This is a genomic window from Rhodovarius lipocyclicus (assembly GCF_009900765.1).
Taxonomy (GTDB): domain Bacteria; phylum Pseudomonadota; class Alphaproteobacteria; order Acetobacterales; family Acetobacteraceae; genus Rhodovarius; species Rhodovarius lipocyclicus.
Genome location: NZ_JAAABL010000001.1, coordinates 151,267 through 173,544 on the forward strand (window position 1 = coordinate 151,267; position 22,278 = coordinate 173,544).

Sequence of the window (22,278 nt, forward strand, 5' to 3'; positions counted from 1 at the left end):
GATCCTTCAAATCGAGATTGGTTAGGCCTGAGAAGGTGCTGGAACACCTGTCTCAGGCCGCATCTAGTGAGATGGCTTCTCGGGCCATCCGTCCGCTCCGATCGGGCATTGCCGTGAAGGCTTGTTGCCGAAACCGCCATCGTGCAGCGCTGTTTTGCGGGCATGACACCCGGGGCAAATTGAAGCGGTGTTCGCGAGCGTGTCGGCTCCACCTTTTGAACGAGGAATGATGTGGTCCGCATGCGTCGCCCGATTGGTGCAGCCCGGGACCACGCAGCGGTGCTGGTCACGCTGAAGGCAGGCGTGGCGCAGCCGGAACCACGCCTTGCTGCGGTAGAAGGGATCGACCTGCTTTCCCATCAGACTTCGGCCCGCCGGATGTTGCGCCTGGGCACGATGACCTCGCGCTGGATGCCGAGCATGGTCATGAGCACAGCGACGCGCTCGGGCCCATGGTCGCCGCGGAGCAGACCGCCGAAGCCGTTGAACAGGCCATCCACGATCAGCACGCTGTCGCCCGGCTGCATCTCCAACAGGCTGTCCGGGGTCTCATCGATGACCTTGTCGCATCCGCCGGCACGCTGGATCAGACGCTCGACCTCCCCGATTGGAGCGGCGGCAGGCGGGCGCCCATCATAGGCGCCGAGCATGCCTACCACCTCATCGATCGCCTGGATCGGGCCCCAGCTGCGGCGCCGGATGTCGAGCTTGACGAACAGGTAGCCGGGAAAGAGCGGCGTGATCACGTCGTCACGGCGAGGGCGGCGCAGGATGTAACGGGGCCAGTGGGTCTGGAAGCCGAGGCGCCGGATCTTCAGCCGGGCGGTGGGCGCTTCGTGGGCCTTGTGGTGGACGGCGTACCAACGCTCGCTGTGCGTCGCACCGGAGGAGCCAGGGGCTCGCTCCAGTGGGTCAGTGCCGCGCCCGGCATCTGGCGAAGAAACGGGGCCGGCCGTGCCCTGCCCGATACTCTTCGTCTGGATCGCGTCTACCGCGACGGGATTCGTCGCGTCAAGCGAGTTCGGCATGCTCGCTCCCTTCCAGCGGCGGGCCGCTGCGCGGTATCACGGCGAAGGCCTGGAAATCGCTGCCGGGCATGACGTTGATAACGACGGCGTCGCGCGGGCTCCAGACCAAGTGGCGGCGGAGCATGTCCACTTCGACCAGCCATTCCTCGGTGCGGCCGTTCGGGCCGGTGCGGGTAGCGACCAGAAGCGCGCTGCGATCAAGGATGGCCATGACGGCGGCCAGCCAGCGCCCGCGGGAGAAGTCGCGGCCGTGGTGGTGGGCCATGCGGTCGCGGGCGAAGCGGGTGACGCCAGGGATGGTGTCGCTGTTCATGCCCCGATGCTCCGGGCGTATTCGGCAGCTTCCGGGAACTGGCGCTCCAGCGAGGCAAGGCGGATGGCCGCTGCCTCGGCCCCGAGGCCTCCGCGCTCCACGGTCTGCCGATAACCCGCGATCATCTGCCACGGCTCCAGGGAGCGGCCCGGCCGGGCGATACCGCGGGCAGCAATCGTCTCGGCACGAACCTCTGCCCGCAGGGCCTGCGCCTTAGCCAGGCAGGCAGCGGCCTCAGCCTCGCGCTGCTCCGGGGTCAGCACCGGACGCTCGGGCTGGCGCGGGGCCCTGGCCATGCGCTCCAGCGCCATGACCTCGGCTCGGATGGCCTTGGCTTCGGGCTCCAGCCATTCGGCCAGATCGGCGGCGGAGGGCCAGAAGGCGAAGCGGCGGCAGGCTTCGCGCTGTCGCTGGGCGGTCAGCAGCGACGCAGGGATCGTGGCCAGTGCCGCCGCGAGCACCGATGCGGCATCTCGGATCTGGTCCAGGTGCGGCGGGTTGCGGACGACTGCGGTGAGCGGCAGCAGCCAGCTGGTCCAGCGCTCCGGGGCGGCGGGCTCCAGCCGCGCCTGCGCGATGGGAAGCGCCTTCGCCGCCTCGCGGATCGTGGCGATGGGCAGGGCCTCGGTGCTGTCACCGGCGCTCCAGCGGCGGAGCACCGCATCGGCGGCCTGGGAGAGCTGGATCGGGGCGACGGTGGGCGCGCTGGGGGGGCGAGTGGCGAGTTGGGTCACTGGAGCGGGAACCCCTCGAGCTTCATCAGGGCCTGGGCGGCCGCGCTGCGGCGGCTGTGGGCATCGTCCCGCTGCGGGCCCGGTCGCGTTCCGAGCCGCCGGCCGATTGCGGCCTCGATCCAGCTCACGGGGTCGGCGGGGCGGTGCTGCTCGGCCTCGAACAGGACCGACCCGACCAGCGCGGCATCGTCGCCCGCCGCCTTGAGCCATCGGCCGAGCATGGGGCGGCAGCCCGGCGCGGGCTTGCCGGTGAGGCGCACAGCCCGGGCCAGCCCTTCCCGGAACAGCTCCGTTCGGGCGTCAGGAGGGGGCTCTGCTGGTCCGGCAAACGGCAGCGTCGGCGCCGACGGCGCGCCCTCTGAGCGTAGCGAAGAGGTATCTACTGAAGGAGAAGATGGAGAAGGAGTAGAAGAGCCGTCACTTTTGGGGGGCTTTGGTGCGTCCTTTGGTGCTGCTTTATGCCCACCCTCGGGTGCGCTTCCACCCCCACCAAACTTCCCGTTTTCACCCCGCACGATGCGGACATATTCGTCACGCACCATACGACTTGAGTACCAGATGGGGCCAGGCTGGCTGGGCAGCAGCGTGACGGGCTCGCCCTCGCGCCGGCCGCTGCGAGGGGTGTAGATGAACGGCTCGCTGGAGCCGCTGTCGCAACCCTTCAGAACTCCCTTCTCCACCAGCTCCCGCAGAAGGCCGATGGGGCAGCCCAGGGCCTGAGCGATTTCCTTCAGGGTCCACGGCAGGGTACCGTAAATGTCGCTGTCGTGCATGAGGCACATGACCTCGATCCAGGCGCCTCGGGCGCCCCAGGAACACCTGCGAAGGTTGGCGCTGTTCCGCCAATTGTCCGGGTAGAATTGGAAGGCCGGGCGCTTCATTCTCCCACCTCCTGCTTGCGGATCACGCCCCAGCAGATCCCGCAGAAATACCGGAAGGCGCGATGGCTGGGCTTCGTCATGGAGCACTCAGCCGCGTCCAACACGGCGTGCACACCGAGCCTTTCGACGAATCGCTTCACGCTGATGAAGTCGGCTCGCTGCACAGGCCCCCGACCGGGAAAGAGGATGCCCATGACCTTCCAGGCCTCGCGCTCGATCCGTTCCCGGCGGGCGTTCATGACTTCTGCGTATCCGCGGAGCTGCTCTTCGCGCTCGGCCACCTCCGCCGCCCTCTCGGCCAAGGACTGCGGGACCAGCTCGAGCGATACGTTGGCTTTCCCACGATTGCAGGTGAAGCAGGCGGTGATCAGGTTGTCGGGTTCGTTCTCGCCGCCCAGCGCAACCGGTGTGATGTGATCGCACTCCAGCACGGCAGCCGGGGGATGCGCTCCGCAGTACTGGCAGGTGAAGCCGTCCCGCTTGAAAATGTCGAAGCGCAGCCGCGTCGAGAGCGGCTTACGAACGGAGGTGGCGGACGGCTCGGCCATCAGGCGGCGCTCCTCATCTGCATGGGCCCGCGGTGCCGGGCGTATTCCCAGAGCGCCAGCGCGTCGCCGGCGTTGTCGTCGATGGCGGACCAGCCCTTGCGACGCACCCACGCCATCACGTCATCCTTCTTGGCGCGGCCGTTGCCGATGACGGCCTTACGCACGGTGCTGGCGCTGGCCTCCTGACAGGGGATGCTGAGCTGGTAGGCCCACATCTCCACGGCAGCGGCGAGGCCCAGCTGGATGCGGGCGGTGGCCGCGTGGGTCTGCGCGCCGGGAGGAAGCGGCGCTTCCATCACGACGCGGGTGAAGCGGCAGAGCTTGTGCAGGTCGTCCAGACAGTCCTGCAGGGCGGTGCCATAGGCGCCGATCCCATCGCCGCGCAGGTGCCAAACACCGGCGCGCGGCACGTCGCTGGGCTCCGCTGCCGCCCAGCCCGTGTGCGTCGAAAGGTCCAGCGCCAGCAGCATCAGGCGGCGGCCTCGGCCTGGCCACGCTTCTTGCGGCCGCGGCTTCCGGTGCGGGCTTCCTCGTTCGGTCCCATGCGCGCGGCGATGGCGGCCTGACCCTCGAAATAGCCCACGTCCCACTTCTGGTGGAACAGCGAGCCGGGCTCATAGGGGTTGTCGTCGCGGTTGCCGCCGTTCTTCCCGTTGTCGTAGCCGGCCTCATGGGCAGCCCATTCGCGGTGCGCGGCGCTCTCCGATTCCTTGGGCCGCTCGGCGTCATCGGCGCCGAACAGCGCGCCCTGGAAGCCCAGGGGCTTGCCAATCCACTCGCCGATGCGGCTGGCGTCGCGGAACAGCATCTCCCGCTCGTCGTCGTCCATCTTCGACAGGCGGCCGTGGAAATCCATCGCCTTGAGGTTCACGCCCAGGCTCTCGAACCGCTTCCGGGCAGCGCGGATGGAGCCGATCACCTCATCCTTCTTCCTGGTGAGGTCACGCAGCTCCCGGTACGCCTGCATGTGCAGGTCCGGCGACGCATTCAACTTCGGCTTGGTCTCAACCTTCTCGGCCATGGGGCCTCCTGCTCAGCGGCGCTTGCCGCGCTTCGGGGATTGGTGCGGGATGGCCGCCGGCGGGATCAGGCGGCGCAGGCGCGCCTCGTCCATGGCCAGCTCGACGGCGGCATAGCGATACGAACCGCCATGGCGCAGCAGCACAGCCCGCGCGCGGTTCAGGTCGTCGGTGGTGATCTGCCGGGGCTCACCAGATGTCATGGTGATCGTCCTCCGGCGGGAACGCGCAGGACCAGATGGCCCACCCCAGGGCAATGACACCGAGGAACGCACCGCACAGGAACAGCAGGGTGACGGCCTTCATCATGCGGCCACCCTCCGTTTGGTGCGGCGCCCGTGCCCGACGAACACGATGGGCGTAGCGGCCATGGCCGGTGACCAACACAGGCCGCAGGTGCCGCAGCAGGCGGTGCGCTCCGTCTGCGCAGGGCAGACAAGGCCCTGATCGACCCATTGCCCGGCGGGCTGATGCCAGATGGTGATGGCCTCATGCGCCTTGCCGGACGGCACCGCACGCGAGAAGCGGATAAGGCAGCGATCGGGAAACCGGCCGTTCAAGCGTTCGATCACCTCGGCGATCGGCGTGCCGTCCTCCCGCGCAGTGTATCCGAACACCCGCAGTTCCGGGATCCACTGGAGCCACACGGCCCAGAGGCTGGCGTAGCGGACGGAGTAAAAATCCCCCAGCGTGTGCAGGCGCACCACGAAGCCACCAGGATGCCGATCGGCCAGGCCGCACAGCTCGGCGCCCAGGATCTGCTCCAGCTCGCGACCCGGGCGGTGCCGACGCGCCAGGTGCATGGAGTTGCCATAGCAGGTCGCCCACAGCGCACAGGAAGCCGGGCATGTCGCCCTCTCCTCAAGCGTCAGCTGGTAGATGGGCATCCCGCGCCACGGGCCCTTGGTCACGCGCGCCCCGAGCTTCGGGTTATTGGCGCCTGAGACGAGCACGCGGTCCACCTCATCGGCGAAATGCACGGTGCTGGGGAAGATGGTGCGGGCCTCCGCCAGGGCCGGGTGATCGACCGACAGCGCGGCCGCGGTCCTGTCGGCATGCGGCAGCACCGCGGCGAAACGACGGAGGCTATCGCCCTCGTGCCGGGTGCCGCCTTTCCATCCCTCGGGCCGCTGGTGCTGGACGCGCATCATGCCGCCCTCCGCTTCTGCAGGCGGCGCTTGGCCTCCGCGATGCAGTCGGCGGCGCGCATCGACGGATGCTCGCGGCGCACGGCGCAGGCCCAGCCATAGAGCGGGTCCGGCGTGTCGGTGGGGATGGCATCGACCGGCTCGGCCGCCGGGCGCGGCGCCGGCACGGGGCGCGGCGGCGGGGTCATGCGCAGGATGTCCGCCATGGCGTGCTCGGGACATGAGAAGTGCTTGGCGATGGCCCGCGTCTTCCATCCAGCCTGCTTCAGGCGGGCGGCCTCGCGCCTCTCCAGATAGCTCAGGTCGCTGGACAGCGGCGGCAGGCGCGGCTTCACCCCTTGCGCCCGCAGTTCCGTGAGGCGGCGGTTGACGGTGGCTTTGCTGATGCCGAGGCCGGCAGCGATGGCGGGGATGGTCAGCCCCTGCTCATACAGGCCGCGGATCTGGGTGTGCTGCTGGGTCATGTCAGCGCGCCCTCTTGGCGCGAGCCAGACACCAGGTGCCCATGGCGATGAAGCGGCCGCCCATCGCCAGAAAGCACGCCCCCAGGCGTGCCCATATCCATGCCTTCATGGCTGTTCTCGATCTCGTTCAGGTCGTGCTGAGCCCTGGCGATGCGGAGGCGAAGAACCTCGGCGCGCGCTTCCTGGGCGGCGATGTATTCGGCGGCGTCGATGCGCCCGGCTGTGCCTTCGAGAAGGCTGCGGGCGCGGCGCTCGGTCACGCCGATGCGGCGGGCGAATGCGGCGAGGCCGCGCGCACGACCGTGCTCCTGGCACCAGTCTGCGACAGCGGCTTGGGTGGATCGCGCCACGCCGGTGGCAATCTCGGACAACCTCATGTCAGTGCTCCATGCGAAAAAGGGGCATGGACGCTGAGCTTCACGGAATGAGTTCTGGCCTGGTGGGGGGTGGTGCCCCCGCCAGGCCGCTTCTCGCCGGCACGCAAAAATGCGCAGGGGCGGCTGGCGCGCCCCGCAGTGAAGCACCGGGAGAGAAGGCCATCAGGCATGCGGGGGTATCCGGCCCGCGCGGTCGCCCTCAACGCCAACACCGGGACGGTGGCCAGCGGCGATGAGGGGAAAGGATCGGCCGGAGCGTCGCCTTGCGGCAGCGCCCCGGCCTGCTCCATCCTGGTGCTTGTCAGAACCTCAGGAGGAATTCGGATGTCAGAGACGACCGACGAGATGGAGGCGTTCCTGCAAACCGTTCTGCAGCCCCCAGGCAATCCACCATACTCAGAGCAGGACCTGGCGTTCCAGCGGACGGCCGTCGAGGCCATCAGGCGCCGGTGGGAAGCGGATAAGCGAGAGCGCGTCGCAAAGGACGCATCAATCCGCACGGCCGAGGCCACGGAGCGCATGGCGGTGCTGCTGGAGGCGATCATTGCCCGCCTCGACCGGCTTGAGGCCCTTCTACCGCCAGTATCTCCCGGAGCCGGGTCTGCCTGAGCAGCAGGATCTCGGTCAGGCGCTCCGCATCATCCTCGCAACGGTCGAAAGCGCCGGAGCCGATATGGTCCATGACGTGCTGGCACGCCGCCACATAGGCGACCGTGTTCCGCAGCGCCTTCAGCTCCGCCAGGATCGCCTGCCCGGTCTCCTCGGTCAGCGATGACATCAGGCCACCTCGCGCGGGGCGAAGGCGGCCGCGAGGTCGGGGCGCAGATCGGCGGCGGGGATGCCTGTGACGCGGGCCAGCTCGGGCACGCGCTCAGCCGGCACTCGCCCCTTAGCCCAGCGCAGAACCCTGGAATAATGGACGCCGACCTGCTCGGCCACGGCGACCACCCTTACATCCGGCCTTTTCAGATACTCATGGAGCGTCATGCCAGGAATGTGCGCGATACGCCCAAAATGGTCAAGAGCTTTTGTGCGCGTGGTGCATATCGCGCCGCAGAGCGGCAGGGCGGCTTGTGCGACGCTGCGCCCATGACGCACCGCACCGTAAATCTGAAAGCCTGGCGCAAGCTGAAGCGTGAGACGCAAATGACGCTTGCGAACAAAATGGGAACAGACCACACTACGATAGGAAGATATGAACGAGGCGAAATCGCCGTGGATGACGAGACTTTTGCGCGCTTAGCGAAGGAGCTGGGGATTAGCCCGGCCGAACTGGCGGCGCACCCAGAGGAACAAAAGCGCGTGCGGCTGATTGAAAGCCTAGTGGATCGGCTGCGCAGAATGGAGCCTGAACAGATCGAGGCGACGATCAAGGTGATCGATGCGCTAAGTGCCCATCAAAAATAATGGGCGCGATACGCACATTTTAGCTTGACCGATTTGGGCGTTTAGCGCACAAATGGGCTCACACAGAGCCCACCCCGGGCTCGGAGGAGAGCCCGATGAGCGACACGCCGACCCCCGACCTCACGAAGGTCGCCTCGATCCCGCCGCTGTCGTCCGGCGGCCACCACCCCAGCGACGGCGAGATGTGTGTGATGGAGGCGGTCGCCTTCGTCGCCGGCGAGCCGTGGTCGGACAGTCCGGCCTGCGCCTGCCCCGTCATCGGCGCCTTCCTGCGCGCCTGGAATGACGGGCTGCCGGACGATGAGCGCGACGCCCTCCTGCGCCCGCTGATCCCGCGTCTGGTCGGCACGAAATCCACGCCCGCCGTCGAGCACCGCCGCTCGCTCATGGCCGCCGACTGGCTGGTGCGCGAGCACACGCCCGCCTGGTTGCGGCTGGCGGGTCTGACGGCACAGGCTGATGCGCTCGCCGGGCTGCCCGAGATCACCAGCATGGCGCAGGTGCCCAGCATCCGGCCAGCGATTGAGGCGGCGCGGCGGGATGCGGCCGCCGCCTGGGACGCCGCCAGGGACGCCGCCTGGGACGCCGCCAGGGACGCCGCCTGGGCCGCCGCCTGGGACGCCGCCTGGGACGCCGCCAGGGCCGCCGCCTGGGACGCCGCCAGGGCCGCCGCCAGGGACGCCGCCAGGGACGCCGCCTGGGACGCCGCCAGGGACGCCGCCTGGGACGCCGCCTGGGCCGCCGCCAGGGACGCCGCCAGGGCCGCCGCCTGGGACGCCGCCAGGGCCGCCGCCAGGGACGCCGCCAGGGACGCCGCCTGGGACGCCGCCAGGGACGCCGCCTGGGCCGCCGCCAGGGCCGCCGCCTGGGACGCCCTCAACCCCACGCGTATCGCCCTCCAGCGGTCCGCTCTGCGGTTGGTCGAGCGCATGATCGAGGTCGCTGAGTGATGGAAACCCCTGACCTCATCCGCACGCGCCGCGACCGGCTGACGGCGGACTACCTTAGCCACCCGGACGCGCAGGCTGACCTCGCCGCGACGATCCGGGTCATGAACCGGCTGACCGCGATGGCGGCTGAGCTGGCGAAGGTCCAGCAGCACGAGACGGATGACGGCGAGTTCGGCCGCATCGAGCGGCTGCTGCTGGACGCGGCGGCGATCCAGGATGACGCCTTCCGCGCGGCGCACCCGCTGATGGCGGAGGTTGCGTGACCATGGACATGGACCGCTTCCCCGCCGGCACCGAGTTCTTCGCGCACCGCCCGGCCAGCCCGCTGTACGAGGGGCCGCCCGCAGGCCCGGACCACGAAGCCGAGTTCCGGCGCCAGTCCGCGCGGCTGGAGCGACTGGTCGGCGTGCTGGACCTGCTGTGGGACCGCGTGCCCGCCGAGGCTGGGGCCATCGAAACCGCCGCCTGCCGCTCCGCCGCGGATGGCATCGAGGCCCTGCTGATCCCCGCCCTTCCCTTCCTGCGCCAGCACCCTGACCCGGCCGTGCGGCGCTTTGCCCGGGAGCACCATTGATGCTGAGAGACACCCGCATCAGCACGCAGATCAACGCGCTCGCCAACGCTCTGGTGGCCGACTTCGGCGACGAGGACGGCGATCTCCCCGCCGCCATCTGGTGGATGCACGGCGATATCGGCTCCGCGCACATCATGGCGACCGAGGCCGAAAGCGCGCGTGACGACGGTATGCGCGCCATGGCCCTGGTGTTCCTGCACCACGCCCAGCGCATCGACCACAACGCCCGGTCGATCATGGCCCGGGCCAGCCGGAGGGCCGCGGCATGACCAGCCCCATCCCTTCCCTGCTCCGCTGCGTCGTGCCCGTGCCGCCGTACCTGTTCCGTGACACGGAGAAGGGTTCCAGCATCGTCACGCCCGTCGCGTCGGCGCAGTTCGTCCACCAGCCCGTCGCCGGTGCCGACGCCTCGCCCGGGACCATGCTGGCCGTGCTCCAGGCCGGCACCGCACTCAACCGGGTGCGCGACCGGTTCCGGGGGATGGAGCCGACGGCATGACCGAGCCCACCATCGTCAGCATGGCCAGCGCCACCGCCATCGTGGTGCTCAAGATTCAGCCCGGCACCACGGCGCTGGAGCTGGCGCGTCTCATGCGCGCAGCAGAGGGCGAGGCTCTGGCCCGGAAGGCGGTGGCGCCATGAAGATCAGCGAGCCCGGAATTTATGACCTGCCGCCGGAAATCTACCATGGCGACCCAACCCCCGAGATGAGCCTGTCGAGCAGCGGCGCACGCACCCTGGCCCGCGACTGCCCGGCGGTGTTCTGGCATCAGCGCCAGGTCCAAGAGGCGAAGCGGGTCTTCGAGATCGGCACCGCCAGCCATCTGATGATCCTGGAGCCGGAGCGATATGACGCCCGGGTTGAGGTGATCCGGGGCCTGAAGAAGGACGGCTCCCCGTCCGAGGGCTACACCAGCGCCGACGCGCGGGAGAAGCGCGACGCAGCGCGCGCCGCCGGCAAGGTGCCGCTGCTGCCGGCCGAGGATGAGATGCTCCGCGTCATGCGCGGCGTGCTGTGGGCAGACCCAATCGCCCGCACCGCCTTCATTGGCGGCCAGGCCGAGAAGTCCCTGTTCTGGCGAGATCAGGAGTTCGGCATCTGGTGCCGTACTCGGCCGGATTATCTCCCGCCCCACGGCCGCTATCTGGTCGATTACAAGACCAGCACCAGCGCCGACCCGCGCGAGTTCGCTAAGGCGATGCTGGAGTACGGCTACCACATGCAGGCGGCCTGGTATCTCGACGCCGTGGCCGCCGTCACGCCGCACCGGCCCGAGAAGTTCGCCTTCGTGGTGCAGAGCAAGAAGCCCCCGCACCTGGTTTCGGTCTGCTGGGTGGACCCGGAGGCCATCGAGATCGGCCGGGCCCTGAACCGGTACGCGAAGGGCATTTTCCGCTGGTGCCTCACCCAACGCGAGTGGCCGAATTACCGCGACGACCTGAACAGCGCGCCCATGGCGCACACCGTCAACCTGCCGGCCTATGCCCGCCAGTCCTTCCAGCTCGCGCAGGAAGCTGGGCGCTTCGAGCCGCCGGCCATCCCGGATATCGCCGCATGAACGACGACGCCTTCTTCATCATCTGGTGCCCGACCGGCCGTCAGCCGCCCACGAGGCGGCACCCGACCCGCGAGATTGCCGAACATGAGGCGCGCCGCCTGGCCGCCCTGGCGCCGGGCCAGAGCTTCTATGTCCTCGCCGCGCTCAGCGTCTCCAGCAAGGTCGATGTGACGACCCGTGAGCTCCGCCCGACCGACCTGCAAATCCCCTTCTGAGGCACGCCATGAACAGCATGACCCCCTTCGAGCAGTCCGCACCCCGTGGCGCCTCCCAGGCCACCATGGTCGAGCAGTCTCGCGCCGTCGCCGAGGTGCAGGCGGCCGTCATCGTCGCCATGCGCAACCCCCGGGTGGTGGACATGGCCATGCAGGAGATGCGGCAGGTCTGCGGCATCACGGAGCTGGCGGAGCGCGCCTTCTTCCGGTTCGGCCGCGGTGGGCAGCAGGTCACCGGCGAAAGCGTCCATCTGGCCCGCGAGCTGGCCCGCATCTGGGGCAACGTGGTGTTCGGTCTGACCGAGCTGTCCCGTGACGACCATCGCGGCCAGTCGGAGATGCAGGCCTATGCCTGGGATCTTCAGACCAACGCCCGCTCACAGACGACCTTCATCGTCCCGCATTCCCGCGACACGAAGAACGGGGCCAAAGCCCTGACGGACATGCGGGACATCTATGAGAACAACGCCAACATGGGCGCGCGCCGCCTCCGCGAGATGATCTTCGCGGTGCTGCCGGTGTGGTTCCGGGAGGAGGCTGCCTCTATCTGCCGGCACACGCTGGAGCATGGAGGCGGAAAGCCCCTGGTGCAGCGCATCGCGGACTGCGTGCAGGGCTATGCCAGCATCGGCATCACCCGGGCGCAGCTGGAGCGCCGCATGGGCCGTAAGGTGGACGCGCTGACGGCCGAGGATGTCGCCAGCCTGGGGGTGATGTTCAAGTCGATCAAGCGCGGCGAGGTGCAGCGCGATGACGAATTCCCGCGTGACGTGCTGGAGGCGCCAGCGGGCGGTGGGGATGCCCTGGAGCAGGCCAGCGCGGGCAAGGCGCCGCCTCCTGCCGAGCCGAAGGCGGAAGCGCCGCCGCCCGAGCCCGAGAAGCCGGCCCCCGCCCCGGTCTCGCCGCTGGATGACCTGTCGCCCAAGGTCCGCTCGAGCCTGGATGGCCTCCTGCGCGACATCGAAGCCTGCCCCACCATCGCCGACCTGGACGAGCGTGTGATGAAGGCCGAGGCCGGCTTGGCGCAGCTGCCGGAAGCCGCCGCCCGCCATGTCCGCAGGCTGATCGGCGACCGGCGCGTCGCGCTGGCGGAGGCCGCATGAGCGCCGCCGTGAACCTGTCCGCCTATCAGGCATTCCTGGCCGCCAAGGTCGCCCTCGCGCCCGATGCAGGGATCCCGGTCGAGGCATCCGCGCTATCGCCGATCCTGAAGCCGCACCAGCGTGACATCGTCCGTTGGGCCGTCCGGAAGGGCCGCGCGGCGATCTTCGCCAGTTTCGGCCTGGGCAAGAGCGTGATGCAGCTCGAGATCGCCCGCGTCCTGCGGGACAGCGAGGGGCCTGAGGCCCGCGCGCTGATCGTGCTTCCGCTGGGCGTGCGCCAGGAATTCACCCGCGACGCCGCCATGCTCGGAACCGCCGCGCGCTTCGTGCGACGCTCGGCCGAGGTAACCGGGCCCGGAATTTACCTGACCAACTACGAGAGCGTGCGCGACGGCAAGCTGGACCCGGCCCTGTTTTGCACGGTCTGCCTGGACGAGGCGGCGGTGCTGCGCGGCTTCGGCGGCACGAAGACCTTCCGCGAGTTGATGCGGCTGTTCGCCGTCACGAAGTACCGGATCGTGGCCACCGCCACGCCCAGCCCCAACGAGTATGTCGAGCTGCTGGCCTATGCCGCCTTCCTGGACGTGATGGATGTGGGCGAGGCGAAGACACGCTTCTTCAAGCGGGACAGCAGCAATGCCGATCGCCTGACCCTGCACCCGCACAAGGAGCAGGAGTTCTGGGAGTGGGTGGCCAGCTGGGGCACTTTCATCACCACCCCGTCCGACCTGGGCTATCCCGACGAGGGATATGCCTTGCCGCCGGTCGAGGTGCATTGGCACGAGGTGCCCTCCGACCACGACGCCGCGGGCGAGGACCGCGATGGCCAGGTGCGGATGTTCCGCCAGGCCGCCATTGGCGTCAGCGATGCCGCGGCCGAGAAACGCTCATCCCTGCCGGCCCGCATCGCAAAGATGATGGAGCTCCGGGCGCTCGACCCCGGCGCCCACCGGATCCTTTGGCACGACCTCGAGGATGAGCGGCGCGCGATCGAGGCCGCGATTCCGGCGGTTGCCTCGGCCTACGGTTCCCAGGACCTGGACCAGCGCGAGGCCCGGATCATCGCCTTCAGCGATGGCGAGGTGCCTGAGCTGGCGGTGAAGCCTTCGATCGCGGGCACCGGCTGCAATTTCCAGCGGCATTGTGCCTGGGCGATCTTTCTGGGCATCGGCTTCAAGTTCCACGACATCATCCAGGCCTTCCACCGGATCGTGCGGTTCGGGCAGGGCAAGCCGGTGCGGATCGACCTGATTTACACCGAGGCCGAACGCGAGGTCCGGCGTTCGCTTGAGGCGAAGTGGGCCCGGCACAATGAGCTGGTGGCTCAGATGCGCGCCATCATCCGCCAGCATGGGCTGGGCGGCGCGGCCGCGGGCGAAGGCCTGCGCCGTTACATGGCGGGCCCCGCGAAGCTGGTCGAAGGCCAGGGCTGGCGGATGGAGAACGACGATACGGTGCTGGCCACGGCCAGGCTGCCGGAGAACAGCTTGGGCCTGATCGTCACCAGCATCCCCTTCGCCACCCAGTACGAGTACACGCCCACCTTCAACGACTTCGGCCACACTGACGACAACGACCATTTTTGGCGTCAGATGGACTTTCTGACCCCGTCGCTGCGCCGCGCTCTCCAGCCTGGCCGCGACATGGTCATCCACGTGAAGGACCGAATCACCCCTGGCGGGATGAATGGCTTCGGCTTCCAGACGCTGCACCCCTTCCATGCTGAGGCGATCGATCACTACCGCAAGCACGGCTTCGCGTTTCTGGGGATGAAGACCATCACCACGGACGTGGTGCGGGAGAACAACCAGACCTACCGACTTGGTTGGTCTGAGCAGTGCAAGGACGGCACCCGGATGGGCTGCGGGGTGCCGGAATACCTGCTCATTTTCCGCAAACCCCCGACCGATGGCAGTTCCGGATATGCCGACGTACCGGTTGTGAAGGAGAAGCCGCTCTGCGCTGACCATGGTGAGCCGGCCCCGTTCGACAAGCGGAGAAACTGGAAGAAGCCGGTGCCCGGGACCGGCTACAGCCGTGCGGCCTGGCAGTTGGACGCCCACGGCTATAGCCGGTCCTCCGGTGATCGCCTGCTCAGCAGCGATGAGCTGCGGCACATGGCCCATGAGCAGATGTTCAAGTGGTGGGAGGCCAGGAACACCACCCAGGTCTATGACTACCAGGAACATCTGCTGCTCTGCGAGCGGTTGGATGAGCTGGAGCGCCTGCCTGCCACCTTCATGCTCTGGCCGCCGCATTCGGTTCACGACGATGTTTGGACCGATGTCGCCCGGATGCGGACCCTCAATGCCGACCAGGTGCAGCAGGGCCGCGAGGTGCACCTGTGCCCCCTGCAGTTCGACATCGTCGATCGCGTCATCCGCCAATGCAGCATGGAAGGCGAGGTGGTCTATGACCCATTCGCCGGTATCGGGACGGTGCCCCTTCGTGCGCTGAAGCTTGGGCGCCAGGGGTGGGGAAGTGAACTGTCTCCCCGGTATTTCGCGGACGCGGTGACCTATCTCAAGGCTGAGGAGGACCGGGCCGCCGTGCCGTCCCTTTTCGCCTTCATGGATGCGGAGGACGCAGCATGAGCACACCCACCGCCTACCCCCTGGCCTGGCCCGCCGGCTGGCCTCGCACGCAGTGCCGGCAAGTCTGGCCCGGAAAGAACATCACGCTCGCCGCGGCGCTGACCGAGTGTCAGGCGGAACTGAGGCGCCTGGGCGCGACCAACATCGTGCTCAGCAGCAATGTCACGCTCGGCGCGGATCGTCCTGCCGACCCCGGCGTGGTGGCCTACTGCACCTATGACGGGATGCAGGTATCGATCCCCTGCGACCGCTGGGTCACCGTTGCCGGCAACCTGCGGGCCATCGCCAAGACCATCGAGGCCATGCGTGGCATGGAGCGGTGGGGCGCGAAGCACATGATCAAGGCCATGTTCCAGGGCTTCGTGGCGCTCCCGGCACCGAAATCGTGGTGGGAGATCATCGGCGCGCAGGCCACAGCCTCCATGGCCGATATCGAGGCCGCCTACCGCCAAGCCGCGCGCCGCGCTCACCCGGACACCCCCACAGGCTCGCATGCCGCCATGGCCGAGCTGAACGCCGCCATGGACCAGGCACGAAAGGAGAGGTCATGACCACCATTTGCCTCGAAAATGTGACCCCAGCCTCTGACGCACAACTGGCCGACCTCGCCGTGCTTCTGAAGCGTGGCCAGGAATCGGACTGGGATGGCGTCTCCCTGTCCTTCGAGATGCTGGCCGCATTGCTGACACGGGCCGCGCAGACCGCCGAAGCCCCCGGCGCGCAGGGGGAGGGGTAGCCATGGCTGAGCCGATTGAAAGCACGATCTCGCCGTGGATGCCGGAGCGCGATCCGGTGCGGCTGGCGATCCTCGGAAAGCTGGCAGAGGAGGCCAGTGAACTGGCTGCCCGTGCGAACCGATGCATCATCCAGGGGCCGGCTGAAGTCGATCCCGACAGCGGGCGTAGCAACATCGTCGAACTTCAGCGCGAGATTGCCGACGTTCGCGCCTGCATCGGTGTTGTTGAGGCGCATTTTGGCATCCGAGGAGATGCCAGACGGATGGGCGCAAAATGGAACGGCTTTGACCGCTGGCACGACATGATCCGCGACCTACTCGCGAAAGGTGAAACCCATGCCTGACGCAGCGAAGCCGGCGACCGATGAGCAGATGGAGGCCATGCGCGCGGCCTTCGCGGGAACGCGAACCGCGATGGCATCACTGATCCTGATCGACGGCAAGACCGTGACAATCGCCTCCATCCTGGCGCGCTATGACGCCGACGCCGCCGAGATCAAGGCGCTGCGGGAGGCGCTGCGGGAGGCGCTGGTTAGGGCGCGCGAGTTCATCCAGGCCGAACATGACTGCCTGTTCGAGAGCATCACGGTAGGCGGCGACCCGTCCACGATGGATGACGTAGACGCACCACATTTTGCTGAGAGCTTGCAGGCCCTCGAAGAGATCGACCGCGCCCTCCTGGAGCCCAGCCGATGAGCGGGCTCGATGCATACGATGCAGGGCTGCTCAACGACTGGGGCGGCGGCAACGTCGAGCGGTGGCAGGACTACATCCGCGCAGAGCTTGGCCGAGCCCATGATTTCTACGTCGCCCAGCACGCCGCCGAGGTGGAGCAGGCGCGGAGGGAGGGGGCGCCGTTCGCTGACCTGACGGATGACGAGCGCATCGTTGGCGTCATCCGCTCCACCAACCGCAACGGTCAAGATGTCCGGGTCATGGTCAAGCAGTGGGACTGCTTCGATGGCGCGCCTCCGCACATTACTATCGCCGTTCATGTAGGCGAAGGCCGCTGGGTGGAAGCCGAGATGAAGCCCGAGGACGCACTGAAGGTAGTGCATCTCGCGCTTCTCAAGCCTGCCATCCGCGCGCGGGGAGGCTCCGATGCAGGGTGATCAGGATCTGATTGAGGCCGCTGCCGGAGACGCGAAGGTGCTGACCTACCTGCGCTTCATGGATGACAGCGGCTGGGGCCGCTTCATCGTCGGTAAGCGCTGCCACGACGAGCGTCGCGTCTTCGCCTTGGCGGAGATTGGGCTTGTCTCGTCAGCCACGGCGCCGATCCAGGAGCGCGGCGACTGGAAACTCAACCTGACCCACCTTGGCATGGACCTGCGCAAGGCGCTGCTGCGCCTCGGACGGGAGGAAGATTGCGATGTCTAAGGACGAGATCATCGAAGCGATGGCGCGGGCGATCCGGGAGGCGCCGTTGCGGGCGTTCCGGGCTGCTGCGGCTGCGGTGGATGAGACGGCGCCGCTGTCCGATGCTGACCTGCGCAACGCCACCGCCACCCTCTCTGCCCTCACCTCCACCATCCCCGGAGGCGAGGCCGCGCTGATGGCGCTGGTCAATGGGGAGGCGACGCTTGTTCCTGCTCGCGGTGGCATCACGCCGCAGATGGAGGTGGCGGCGGAACGCAACCTGGAGGAGCAGTTCAAGGGCTCGGATTGGGAGGACGCAAAGGAAGTGCTGGAGGGGCTGAGCCTGCGCGCCATCTATCGTGCGGCCGTGTCCGCCACCCCCTACGCAGCCAAGGAGGGGCGGGATGCCTGATAACAACGGCTGGCTGCCGATTGAGAGCGCGCCCAGGGATGGAACATTCGTTCTGCTTTGGGACCGTGTTGTCGGCTTACTGCATGGGTGGTGGGACGGCAAGCATTGGGTCCATTCCTGGGATAGCGAAATCATCCCAGGGCAGCGTGATTTGACCCACTGGCGCCCCCTGCCCACGCCGCCGGGAGGTGGGGATGACGAGGCGTGAGTATCTGGCCACTGGCGCCTTTATCCCTGGGCGCGGAAGCTGGCTCAGCCTTGGACGCAAGGACACGCTCTGGCTCGACCTGTGTCAAAACTGGCTCACCATTCAGGAATGGGCCTTTTGGCAAAAGCGCGTGGGGCATCGCATCTGGGCCCAGGTCGGGCCTCAGAGGCGCTGGTATCGCGGCGTGCCGCCGCGCCCCTGGGTCATCCCCGAGCGAGACGCACGGAGGCTTCCATGACCGCTCAGCCTGACGTGCATTCCATCTGCGCACCATGCGCTGAGCGCGCCGGGGGCATCTGGCCGACCGGGCACGTCGCCACCATCTGGCCCGGCCGCTGCGATGCATGCAGGCGCGATGCCGACCTGTCCGGCGTGCGCGACTGGCGCTGGCCGCAGGGGCGGCCGGTAGCGTCGAAGGGAGGCTCCGATGGGTGATGCCCGGTGGCCCCAGCTCATGCGCGCCGACACCGCCGCCGAATACCTCGACGTGAGCAAGACGACCTTCCTCACCACCATCGCCCGGGAGCTCCAGAGCGTGCGGATCAGCGCCGGCGTGGTCGGATACCTTCGCCCCGAGATCGATGAATGGCTGGACCGCAAGGCCGGCCGCGCACCATCCTCCGCCGGCGATCCCAACCCCTGGCACCAGTGATGAGCCCCGTTATCCGGCTGCGACACATCCACCGCTTCAAGGACCGGCACGGCAGGGTGCGGTTCTACCTGCGCATCCCGGGGCGGAAGGCTGTCGCCCTGCCCGGCGCCCCCGGCAGTCCAGAGTTCATCGATGCCTACAATACCGAGGTGCTGGGCCAGCGTGAGGGCGCGCAGGTCCGGGGGCGCGTGCAGCCGGGCAGCATGGAAGCCGTGATCGTCAGCTTCTACACCAGCCACACCTTCATCGGGCTGCGGGCGAGCACCCAGGCCGTATATCGCCGCCTGATCGAGGAAATCCGCACGAAGCACGGCAGCAAGCCGATCCGGCTCATCGATGCCACCGGCGTCCGAAAGCTGGTCTCCGAGAAGAAGGGACCGACCGCGGCGAACCGCCGCCTCAGCATCCTCCGCCACCTCATCCAGCATGCCCGCGACGAGATGGGGCTGGTGCGCAATGACCCGACCCGCGAGGTGGCGCGCGTCCGTTACAAGGGGGCCGGCATCCGGCCCTGGGATGATGCCCATGTCGAGGCCTATCGAAAGCGCCACCCCACCGGCACCGTGGCCCGGCTCGCGCTGGAGCTGCTGCTGAATGTCGGCCAGCGTCGCGGCGATACCATGCGGATGGGCCGCCAGCACATCGTGGGCGGGGCGATTCGCATCCGCCAGTCGAAAACTCAGGAGTGGGTGGAGGTGCCGATCCTGCCCGAACTGGCGGCCGAGCTGGCCCATGTTCCGGCTGGCCAGATGACCTTCCTGGAGGTTCAGGGACGGGTCCGCAGCACGAACGGTTTCTATTCGACGTTTCGGGATTGGTGCGAGGAGGCGGGGCTGGAGCCCGGGCTGTCGTCGCATGGCCTGCGCAAGGCGTGTGGTCGCCGGCTGGCGGAAGCGGGGTGCTCGGCGCACCAGATCATGGCCGTCCTGGGCCACCGCACGCTGTCCGAGGCGCAGCGCTATACCGAGGCAGCGGACCGCAAGCGCCTGGCCGCCGAGGGCATGGCGCGCGTGGCTCAAATGCCGAACAAGGCTCGCAAACCGGGTTTGCAAACCTGATCAGAAAGCCAGCCATATCAATATGATGGAAAGCGGACTGGTGACCCCTACGGGATTCGAACCCGTGTCGCCGCCGTGAAAGGGCGGTGTCCTAGGCCTCTAGACGAAGGGGCCGGCCAGTGGCGCGGGAATATAGGGCCCGGCCGAACCGGTCAACCCCACCCCGCTCACGCTCTGCAACCATCCACGATCTGGAAGCCGGCGCTGACCTGATCGTTCCAGCGCTCCGCGCGCAGATGCCCCGCCAGATGCAGCGGCGCGCCGCCGGAACCCAGCAAAAGCCCGGCCAACGGCCCTTCCTTGGCGCGGAAGCACACGGCCTTCAGCCGCCCGCCATCCTCGCCCTCCAGAAAGGCGCGGACCACCTGGCCCTCCGCGCCCACGCGGTCCGCCTTCACGATTCGGCAGCGGCGCAGCACGAAGACCGGTTCCTCATTCCCCGCGCCGAAGGGGGCCAGCCGCGCGATATGGCCCGCCATCTCCACCGTGGCGGCGCGCACGGTCAGCGCGCCGTCCAGCAGCAATTCGCTCGCGGCGGGCAGTTCGGCGGCGCCCGCCAGGCGTTCCTCCAGCAGGGCGTGGAATTCCTCCAGCCGCGATTCCTCGCAGGTGAAGCCCGCCGCCATGGCGTGCCCGCCCCCCGCGATCAGCAAGCCGCTGGAACGCGCCCAGATCACGGCCGAACCGAGGTCGAGCCCCGTCACGCTGCGCCCCGAGCCCTTGGCGATGCCGTCATCGATTCCCGCGACGCAGGCGGGGCGGTTGAACTTCTCCTTCAGGCGGCTGGCGACGATGCCCACCACCCCGGGGTGCCAGCCCTGCCCGCGCACCAGCAGCACGCCCCGGCCGGCGGCCAGCTGCGCCTCGCCCTGGGTCATGGCGTCGGTCAGCACGCCGGCCTCCACCTCCTGCCGGCGGCGGTTCACGGCGTCCAGCTTCTCGGCGATGGCACGCGCCTCGGCGGGCTCCTCGCTCAGCAGCAGCCGCAGGCCCAGGTCGGGTTCGGCGATGCGCCCGCCCGCGTTGATGCGCGGCCCCAGCGTGAAGCCCAGCGTGTGGGCCGAGACCTCGCCCCGCGCGCCCGCCACCTCCATCAGCGCGGCCAGGCCCGGGCGGCCGCGCTTGGCCAGGATCTTGATACCCTGGGTCACCAGGGCCCGGTTCACGCCGGTCAGCGGCATCACGTCGCACACGGTGGCCAGCGCCACGATGTCCAGCATCGCCATCAGGTCGGGTTCGGCGCCGCCCTCGAAAAAGCCGCCGCGCCGCAGCTCCCGCTGGGTCGCCACCAGCGCCAGGAAGGCCACGCCCCCCGCGCACAGGCCCTTGAGGCCCGAGGGGCAGTCCAGCCGGTTGGGGTTCACGGCGGCCAGCACGGGCGGCGGCGGGCCCTCGGCCTTGTGGTGGTCCAGGATGACCACCTCCGCCCTGCCCCGCGCGGCTTCCAGCGCCTGGTGGGCCGCGATGCCGCAATCCACGCAAACGATCAGCGTGGCCCCGGCCTCGCACAGCGCGGCGATGGCCGGCGCGTTGGGGCCGTAGCCCTCCTTCAGCCGGTCGGGCACGTAATGCGCCACCTGGCAGCCATAGCGGCGCAGCGCCTGCACCATCAGCGCGCCGGAACACGCGCCATCCACGTCATAATCCGCGAACACCGCGACCTGTTCGCGCGCGCGCACCGCCCGGGCCAGCCGGGCGGCGGCCTTGTCCATGTCGATCAGCACGGAGGGGTCGGGCAGGAACACCCGCAGCCGTGGGTCCAGAAAATCCGCGGCCGTATCGGGGGCCAGGCCGCGCGCGGCCAGCAACCGCCCGAGCAATTCGGGCAGTTCCAGCCGCTGCGCCAGCATCATCCCCGCCCGCTCATCCGCGGCACGCCAGGACCAGCGCCGGCCCGTGACGCTCGCCGTCACGTCCAGCGCGGCGGGGGCGTCCTCAGGCAATGAAGGCGGCGGGCTTGGTGGCGAAGTTGTGCCGCGCCTCGATGAACCGCACGGAACCCGAGGAGGAGCGCATCACCACCGAATGGGTATAGGCCCCGCCCTGGAAGCGCCGCACGCCGCGCAGCATGGAACCGTTGGTGACGCCGGTGGCCGCGAACATCACGTCGCCGCTCGCCATTTCCTCCAGCCGGAAGACCTTGTGCGGGTCGGAGATGCCCATGCTCTTGGCGCGCTCGATCTGGGTGTCGTCCTCATAGATCAGGCGGCCATACATCTGGCCCCCGATGCAGCGCAGGGCGGCGGCGGCCAGCACGCCCTCGGGCGCGCCGCCCCAGCCCACATACATGTCCACGCCCGTCTCGGGCTGGCTGACGGCCACGACGCCCGCCACGTCGCCATCCGGGATCAGCATGACGCGCGCGCCGGCGGCGCGGCAGGCCTTCAGCATTTCCTTGTGGCGGTCGCGGTCCAGCATGCACACGTTCAGCTCGCCGACGGAGCAGCCCTTGGCCTTGGCCAGCTCCTTCAGGTTCTGCTCCATGGTTGCGTCCAGGCTGACGACATCCTTGGGCAGGCCCGGGCCCACGGCCAGCTTGTCCATGTAGATGTCGGGCGCGTGCAGGAAGCCGCCATTGGAGGCGATGGCCAGCGTGGCGATGGCGTTCGGGCCGTTCTTGGCCGTCAGCGTGGTGCCTTCCAGCGGGTCCACGGCGATATCCACCGCCGTGCCGCCGCCGGTCTTGGCGAACAGGCCCACCTTCTCGCCGATGTAGAGCATCGGCGCCTCATCCATCTCGCCCTCGCCGATCACCACAGTGCCGTCGATCGGCAGCGTGTCGAAGGCGCGGCGCATCGCTTCCACCGCCGCGCCATCGGCCGCGTTCTTGTCCCCCTTGCCGATCCAGTTGCTGGCGGCCAGGGCCGCCGCTTCCGTCACGCGGACGATATCCAGGGTCAGAGTACGGTTCAGGCTGGGTTCGGCGGTCATCGGCGATG

Annotated in this window: 36 protein-coding genes and 1 tRNA gene; 21 read left to right on the plus strand and 16 right to left on the minus strand. The window is 68.6% G+C overall.

Annotated features, from left to right (window positions below):
* Window positions 1-63: 63 nt before the first annotated feature.
* From GT007_RS22915 to GT007_RS00815, 13 genes are all read right to left on the minus strand, one after another.
* Window positions 64-360 carry an HNH endonuclease gene (locus GT007_RS22915; protein ID WP_160119654.1) on the minus strand — a complete coding sequence of 99 codons (297 nt, stop codon included), beginning with the start codon at window positions 358-360 and terminating at the stop codon, window positions 64-66.
* Window positions 360-1,028, minus strand: coding sequence for a transcription termination/antitermination protein NusG (gene nusG / locus GT007_RS00760; protein WP_160119655.1), 669 nt, complete (start codon window positions 1,026-1,028; stop codon window positions 360-362). The genes GT007_RS22915 and nusG overlap by 1 nt, the downstream gene beginning before the upstream one ends.
* Window positions 1,012-1,341 (minus strand): hypothetical protein, encoded by a 330-nt coding sequence (locus GT007_RS00765; protein ID WP_160119656.1) that lies wholly within the window; start codon window positions 1,339-1,341, stop codon window positions 1,012-1,014. The genes nusG and GT007_RS00765 overlap by 17 nt, the downstream gene beginning before the upstream one ends.
* Entirely contained in the window at window positions 1,338-2,075 is a 738-nt protein-coding gene (locus GT007_RS00770) for a hypothetical protein (protein ID WP_160119657.1), read from the minus strand. Before GT007_RS00770 ends, GT007_RS00765 begins: the two co-directional genes overlap by 4 nt.
* Complete coding sequence (locus GT007_RS00775) at window positions 2,072-2,956, minus strand: hypothetical protein (protein WP_160119658.1); 885 nt, start codon at window positions 2,954-2,956, stop codon at window positions 2,072-2,074. Before GT007_RS00775 ends, GT007_RS00770 begins: the two co-directional genes overlap by 4 nt.
* Window positions 2,953-3,504 (minus strand): HNH endonuclease, encoded by a 552-nt coding sequence (locus GT007_RS00780; RefSeq protein ID WP_160119659.1) that lies wholly within the window; start codon window positions 3,502-3,504, stop codon window positions 2,953-2,955. Before GT007_RS00780 ends, GT007_RS00775 begins: the two co-directional genes overlap by 4 nt.
* Window positions 3,504-3,974: a Holliday junction resolvase gene (locus GT007_RS00785; RefSeq protein ID WP_160119660.1), complete on the minus strand. Its 471-nt coding sequence runs from the start codon at window positions 3,972-3,974 to the stop codon at window positions 3,504-3,506. Before GT007_RS00785 ends, GT007_RS00780 begins: the two co-directional genes overlap by 1 nt.
* Window positions 3,974-4,525: a hypothetical protein gene (locus GT007_RS00790; protein WP_160119661.1), complete on the minus strand. Its 552-nt coding sequence runs from the start codon at window positions 4,523-4,525 to the stop codon at window positions 3,974-3,976. The genes GT007_RS00785 and GT007_RS00790 overlap by 1 nt, the downstream gene beginning before the upstream one ends.
* Window positions 4,526-4,537: 12 nt before the next feature.
* Window positions 4,538-4,726 carry a hypothetical protein gene (locus tag GT007_RS00795; RefSeq protein ID WP_160119662.1) on the minus strand — a complete coding sequence of 63 codons (189 nt, stop codon included), beginning with the start codon at window positions 4,724-4,726 and terminating at the stop codon, window positions 4,538-4,540.
* A gap of 102 nt (window positions 4,727-4,828) precedes the next feature.
* On the minus strand, window positions 4,829-5,674 hold the full coding sequence (locus GT007_RS00800) for a hypothetical protein (protein ID WP_160119663.1): 846 nt from the start codon (window positions 5,672-5,674) through the stop codon (window positions 4,829-4,831).
* Complete coding sequence (locus GT007_RS00805) at window positions 5,671-6,135, minus strand: winged helix-turn-helix transcriptional regulator (protein ID WP_160119664.1); 465 nt, start codon at window positions 6,133-6,135, stop codon at window positions 5,671-5,673. The genes GT007_RS00800 and GT007_RS00805 overlap by 4 nt, the downstream gene beginning before the upstream one ends.
* The gene (locus GT007_RS00810) at window positions 6,132-6,512 is read right to left on the minus strand and encodes a hypothetical protein (protein WP_160119665.1); all 381 of its coding nucleotides are present in this window, start codon (window positions 6,510-6,512) and stop codon (window positions 6,132-6,134) included. Before GT007_RS00810 ends, GT007_RS00805 begins: the two co-directional genes overlap by 4 nt.
* A 541-nt stretch (window positions 6,513-7,053) precedes the next feature.
* Window positions 7,054-7,290 (minus strand): hypothetical protein, encoded by a 237-nt coding sequence (locus GT007_RS00815; protein WP_160119666.1) that lies wholly within the window; start codon window positions 7,288-7,290, stop codon window positions 7,054-7,056.
* A gap of 137 nt (window positions 7,291-7,427) precedes the next feature.
* Between GT007_RS00815 and GT007_RS00825 the strand changes: the two genes are divergently transcribed.
* The 21 genes from GT007_RS00825 (at window position 7,428) to GT007_RS00920 (ending at window position 19,339) form a co-directional block, all read left to right on the plus strand.
* Entirely contained in the window at window positions 7,428-7,919 is a 492-nt protein-coding gene (locus tag GT007_RS00825; protein ID WP_236571421.1) for a helix-turn-helix domain-containing protein, read from the plus strand.
* A gap of 95 nt (window positions 7,920-8,014) precedes the next feature.
* The gene (locus GT007_RS22145; RefSeq protein ID WP_201451754.1) at window positions 8,015-8,869 is read left to right on the plus strand and encodes a hypothetical protein; all 855 of its coding nucleotides are present in this window, start codon (window positions 8,015-8,017) and stop codon (window positions 8,867-8,869) included.
* Entirely contained in the window at window positions 8,866-9,132 is a 267-nt protein-coding gene (locus GT007_RS00835; RefSeq protein WP_160119669.1) for a hypothetical protein, read from the plus strand. Before GT007_RS22145 ends, GT007_RS00835 begins: the two co-directional genes overlap by 4 nt.
* Window positions 9,129-9,443 (plus strand): hypothetical protein, encoded by a 315-nt coding sequence (locus GT007_RS00840; protein WP_160119670.1) that lies wholly within the window; start codon window positions 9,129-9,131, stop codon window positions 9,441-9,443. The genes GT007_RS00835 and GT007_RS00840 overlap by 4 nt, the downstream gene beginning before the upstream one ends.
* Window positions 9,443-9,712, plus strand: a complete 270-nt coding sequence (locus tag GT007_RS00845; protein WP_160119671.1) for a hypothetical protein — start codon at window positions 9,443-9,445, stop codon at window positions 9,710-9,712. The genes GT007_RS00840 and GT007_RS00845 overlap by 1 nt, the downstream gene beginning before the upstream one ends.
* Complete coding sequence (locus tag GT007_RS00850; RefSeq protein ID WP_160119672.1) at window positions 9,709-9,942, plus strand: hypothetical protein; 234 nt, start codon at window positions 9,709-9,711, stop codon at window positions 9,940-9,942. The genes GT007_RS00845 and GT007_RS00850 overlap by 4 nt, the downstream gene beginning before the upstream one ends.
* Window positions 9,939-10,085: a hypothetical protein gene (locus tag GT007_RS00855; protein ID WP_160119673.1), complete on the plus strand. Its 147-nt coding sequence runs from the start codon at window positions 9,939-9,941 to the stop codon at window positions 10,083-10,085. Before GT007_RS00850 ends, GT007_RS00855 begins: the two co-directional genes overlap by 4 nt.
* A complete protein-coding gene (locus tag GT007_RS00860; protein WP_160119674.1) occupies window positions 10,082-11,002 on the plus strand; it encodes a PD-(D/E)XK nuclease-like domain-containing protein in 921 nt (306 codons plus the stop codon). The genes GT007_RS00855 and GT007_RS00860 overlap by 4 nt, the downstream gene beginning before the upstream one ends.
* Window positions 10,999-11,217, plus strand: a complete 219-nt coding sequence (locus GT007_RS00865; RefSeq protein WP_160119675.1) for a hypothetical protein — start codon at window positions 10,999-11,001, stop codon at window positions 11,215-11,217. The genes GT007_RS00860 and GT007_RS00865 overlap by 4 nt, the downstream gene beginning before the upstream one ends.
* Before the next feature lie 8 nt (window positions 11,218-11,225).
* Window positions 11,226-12,320: a hypothetical protein gene (locus GT007_RS00870; protein WP_201451755.1), complete on the plus strand. Its 1,095-nt coding sequence runs from the start codon at window positions 11,226-11,228 to the stop codon at window positions 12,318-12,320.
* Window positions 12,317-14,914, plus strand: coding sequence for a DNA methyltransferase (locus GT007_RS00875; RefSeq protein WP_201451756.1), 2,598 nt, complete (start codon window positions 12,317-12,319; stop codon window positions 14,912-14,914). Before GT007_RS00870 ends, GT007_RS00875 begins: the two co-directional genes overlap by 4 nt.
* Entirely contained in the window at window positions 14,911-15,465 is a 555-nt protein-coding gene (locus tag GT007_RS00880) for a J domain-containing protein (RefSeq protein ID WP_160119676.1), read from the plus strand. Before GT007_RS00875 ends, GT007_RS00880 begins: the two co-directional genes overlap by 4 nt.
* Complete coding sequence (locus GT007_RS00885; protein ID WP_160119677.1) at window positions 15,462-15,650, plus strand: hypothetical protein; 189 nt, start codon at window positions 15,462-15,464, stop codon at window positions 15,648-15,650. Before GT007_RS00880 ends, GT007_RS00885 begins: the two co-directional genes overlap by 4 nt.
* Window positions 15,651-15,652: 2 nt before the next feature.
* Window positions 15,653-15,994 carry a hypothetical protein gene (locus GT007_RS00890; RefSeq protein WP_160119678.1) on the plus strand — a complete coding sequence of 114 codons (342 nt, stop codon included), beginning with the start codon at window positions 15,653-15,655 and terminating at the stop codon, window positions 15,992-15,994.
* On the plus strand, window positions 15,987-16,346 hold the full coding sequence (locus GT007_RS00895) for a hypothetical protein (RefSeq protein WP_160119679.1): 360 nt from the start codon (window positions 15,987-15,989) through the stop codon (window positions 16,344-16,346). The genes GT007_RS00890 and GT007_RS00895 overlap by 8 nt, the downstream gene beginning before the upstream one ends.
* On the plus strand, window positions 16,343-16,762 hold the full coding sequence (locus GT007_RS00900; protein ID WP_160119680.1) for a hypothetical protein: 420 nt from the start codon (window positions 16,343-16,345) through the stop codon (window positions 16,760-16,762). Before GT007_RS00895 ends, GT007_RS00900 begins: the two co-directional genes overlap by 4 nt.
* On the plus strand, window positions 16,752-17,030 hold the full coding sequence (locus GT007_RS00905) for a hypothetical protein (protein ID WP_160119681.1): 279 nt from the start codon (window positions 16,752-16,754) through the stop codon (window positions 17,028-17,030). The genes GT007_RS00900 and GT007_RS00905 overlap by 11 nt, the downstream gene beginning before the upstream one ends.
* Window positions 17,023-17,421, plus strand: coding sequence for a hypothetical protein (locus tag GT007_RS00910; protein ID WP_160119682.1), 399 nt, complete (start codon window positions 17,023-17,025; stop codon window positions 17,419-17,421). Before GT007_RS00905 ends, GT007_RS00910 begins: the two co-directional genes overlap by 8 nt.
* Window positions 17,414-17,629 (plus strand): DUF551 domain-containing protein, encoded by a 216-nt coding sequence (locus GT007_RS22920; RefSeq protein WP_408015527.1) that lies wholly within the window; start codon window positions 17,414-17,416, stop codon window positions 17,627-17,629. The genes GT007_RS00910 and GT007_RS22920 overlap by 8 nt, the downstream gene beginning before the upstream one ends.
* A gap of 427 nt (window positions 17,630-18,056) precedes the next feature.
* Window positions 18,057-18,281, plus strand: coding sequence for a helix-turn-helix transcriptional regulator (locus GT007_RS00915; RefSeq protein ID WP_160119683.1), 225 nt, complete (start codon window positions 18,057-18,059; stop codon window positions 18,279-18,281).
* The gene (locus GT007_RS00920; RefSeq protein WP_160119684.1) at window positions 18,281-19,339 is read left to right on the plus strand and encodes a tyrosine-type recombinase/integrase; all 1,059 of its coding nucleotides are present in this window, start codon (window positions 18,281-18,283) and stop codon (window positions 19,337-19,339) included. The genes GT007_RS00915 and GT007_RS00920 overlap by 1 nt, the downstream gene beginning before the upstream one ends.
* Window positions 19,340-19,377: 38 nt before the next feature.
* Here GT007_RS00920 and GT007_RS00925 read toward each other — a convergent pair.
* The 3 genes from GT007_RS00925 to glpX all read right to left on the minus strand — a co-directional run bounded on the left by GT007_RS00925 (window position 19,378) and on the right by glpX (window position 22,270).
* Window positions 19,378-19,453 (minus strand) — tRNA-Glu (locus GT007_RS00925).
* Window positions 19,454-19,506: 53 nt separating this feature from the next.
* Window positions 19,507-21,192: a single-stranded-DNA-specific exonuclease RecJ gene (gene recJ, locus GT007_RS00930; RefSeq protein WP_160120039.1), complete on the minus strand. Its 1,686-nt coding sequence runs from the start codon at window positions 21,190-21,192 to the stop codon at window positions 19,507-19,509.
* Window positions 21,193-21,274: 82 nt separating this feature from the next.
* Window positions 21,275-22,270, minus strand: coding sequence for a class II fructose-bisphosphatase (glpX, locus tag GT007_RS00935; protein WP_160119685.1), 996 nt, complete (start codon window positions 22,268-22,270; stop codon window positions 21,275-21,277).
* Between the last annotated feature and the right edge of the window lie 8 nt (window positions 22,271-22,278).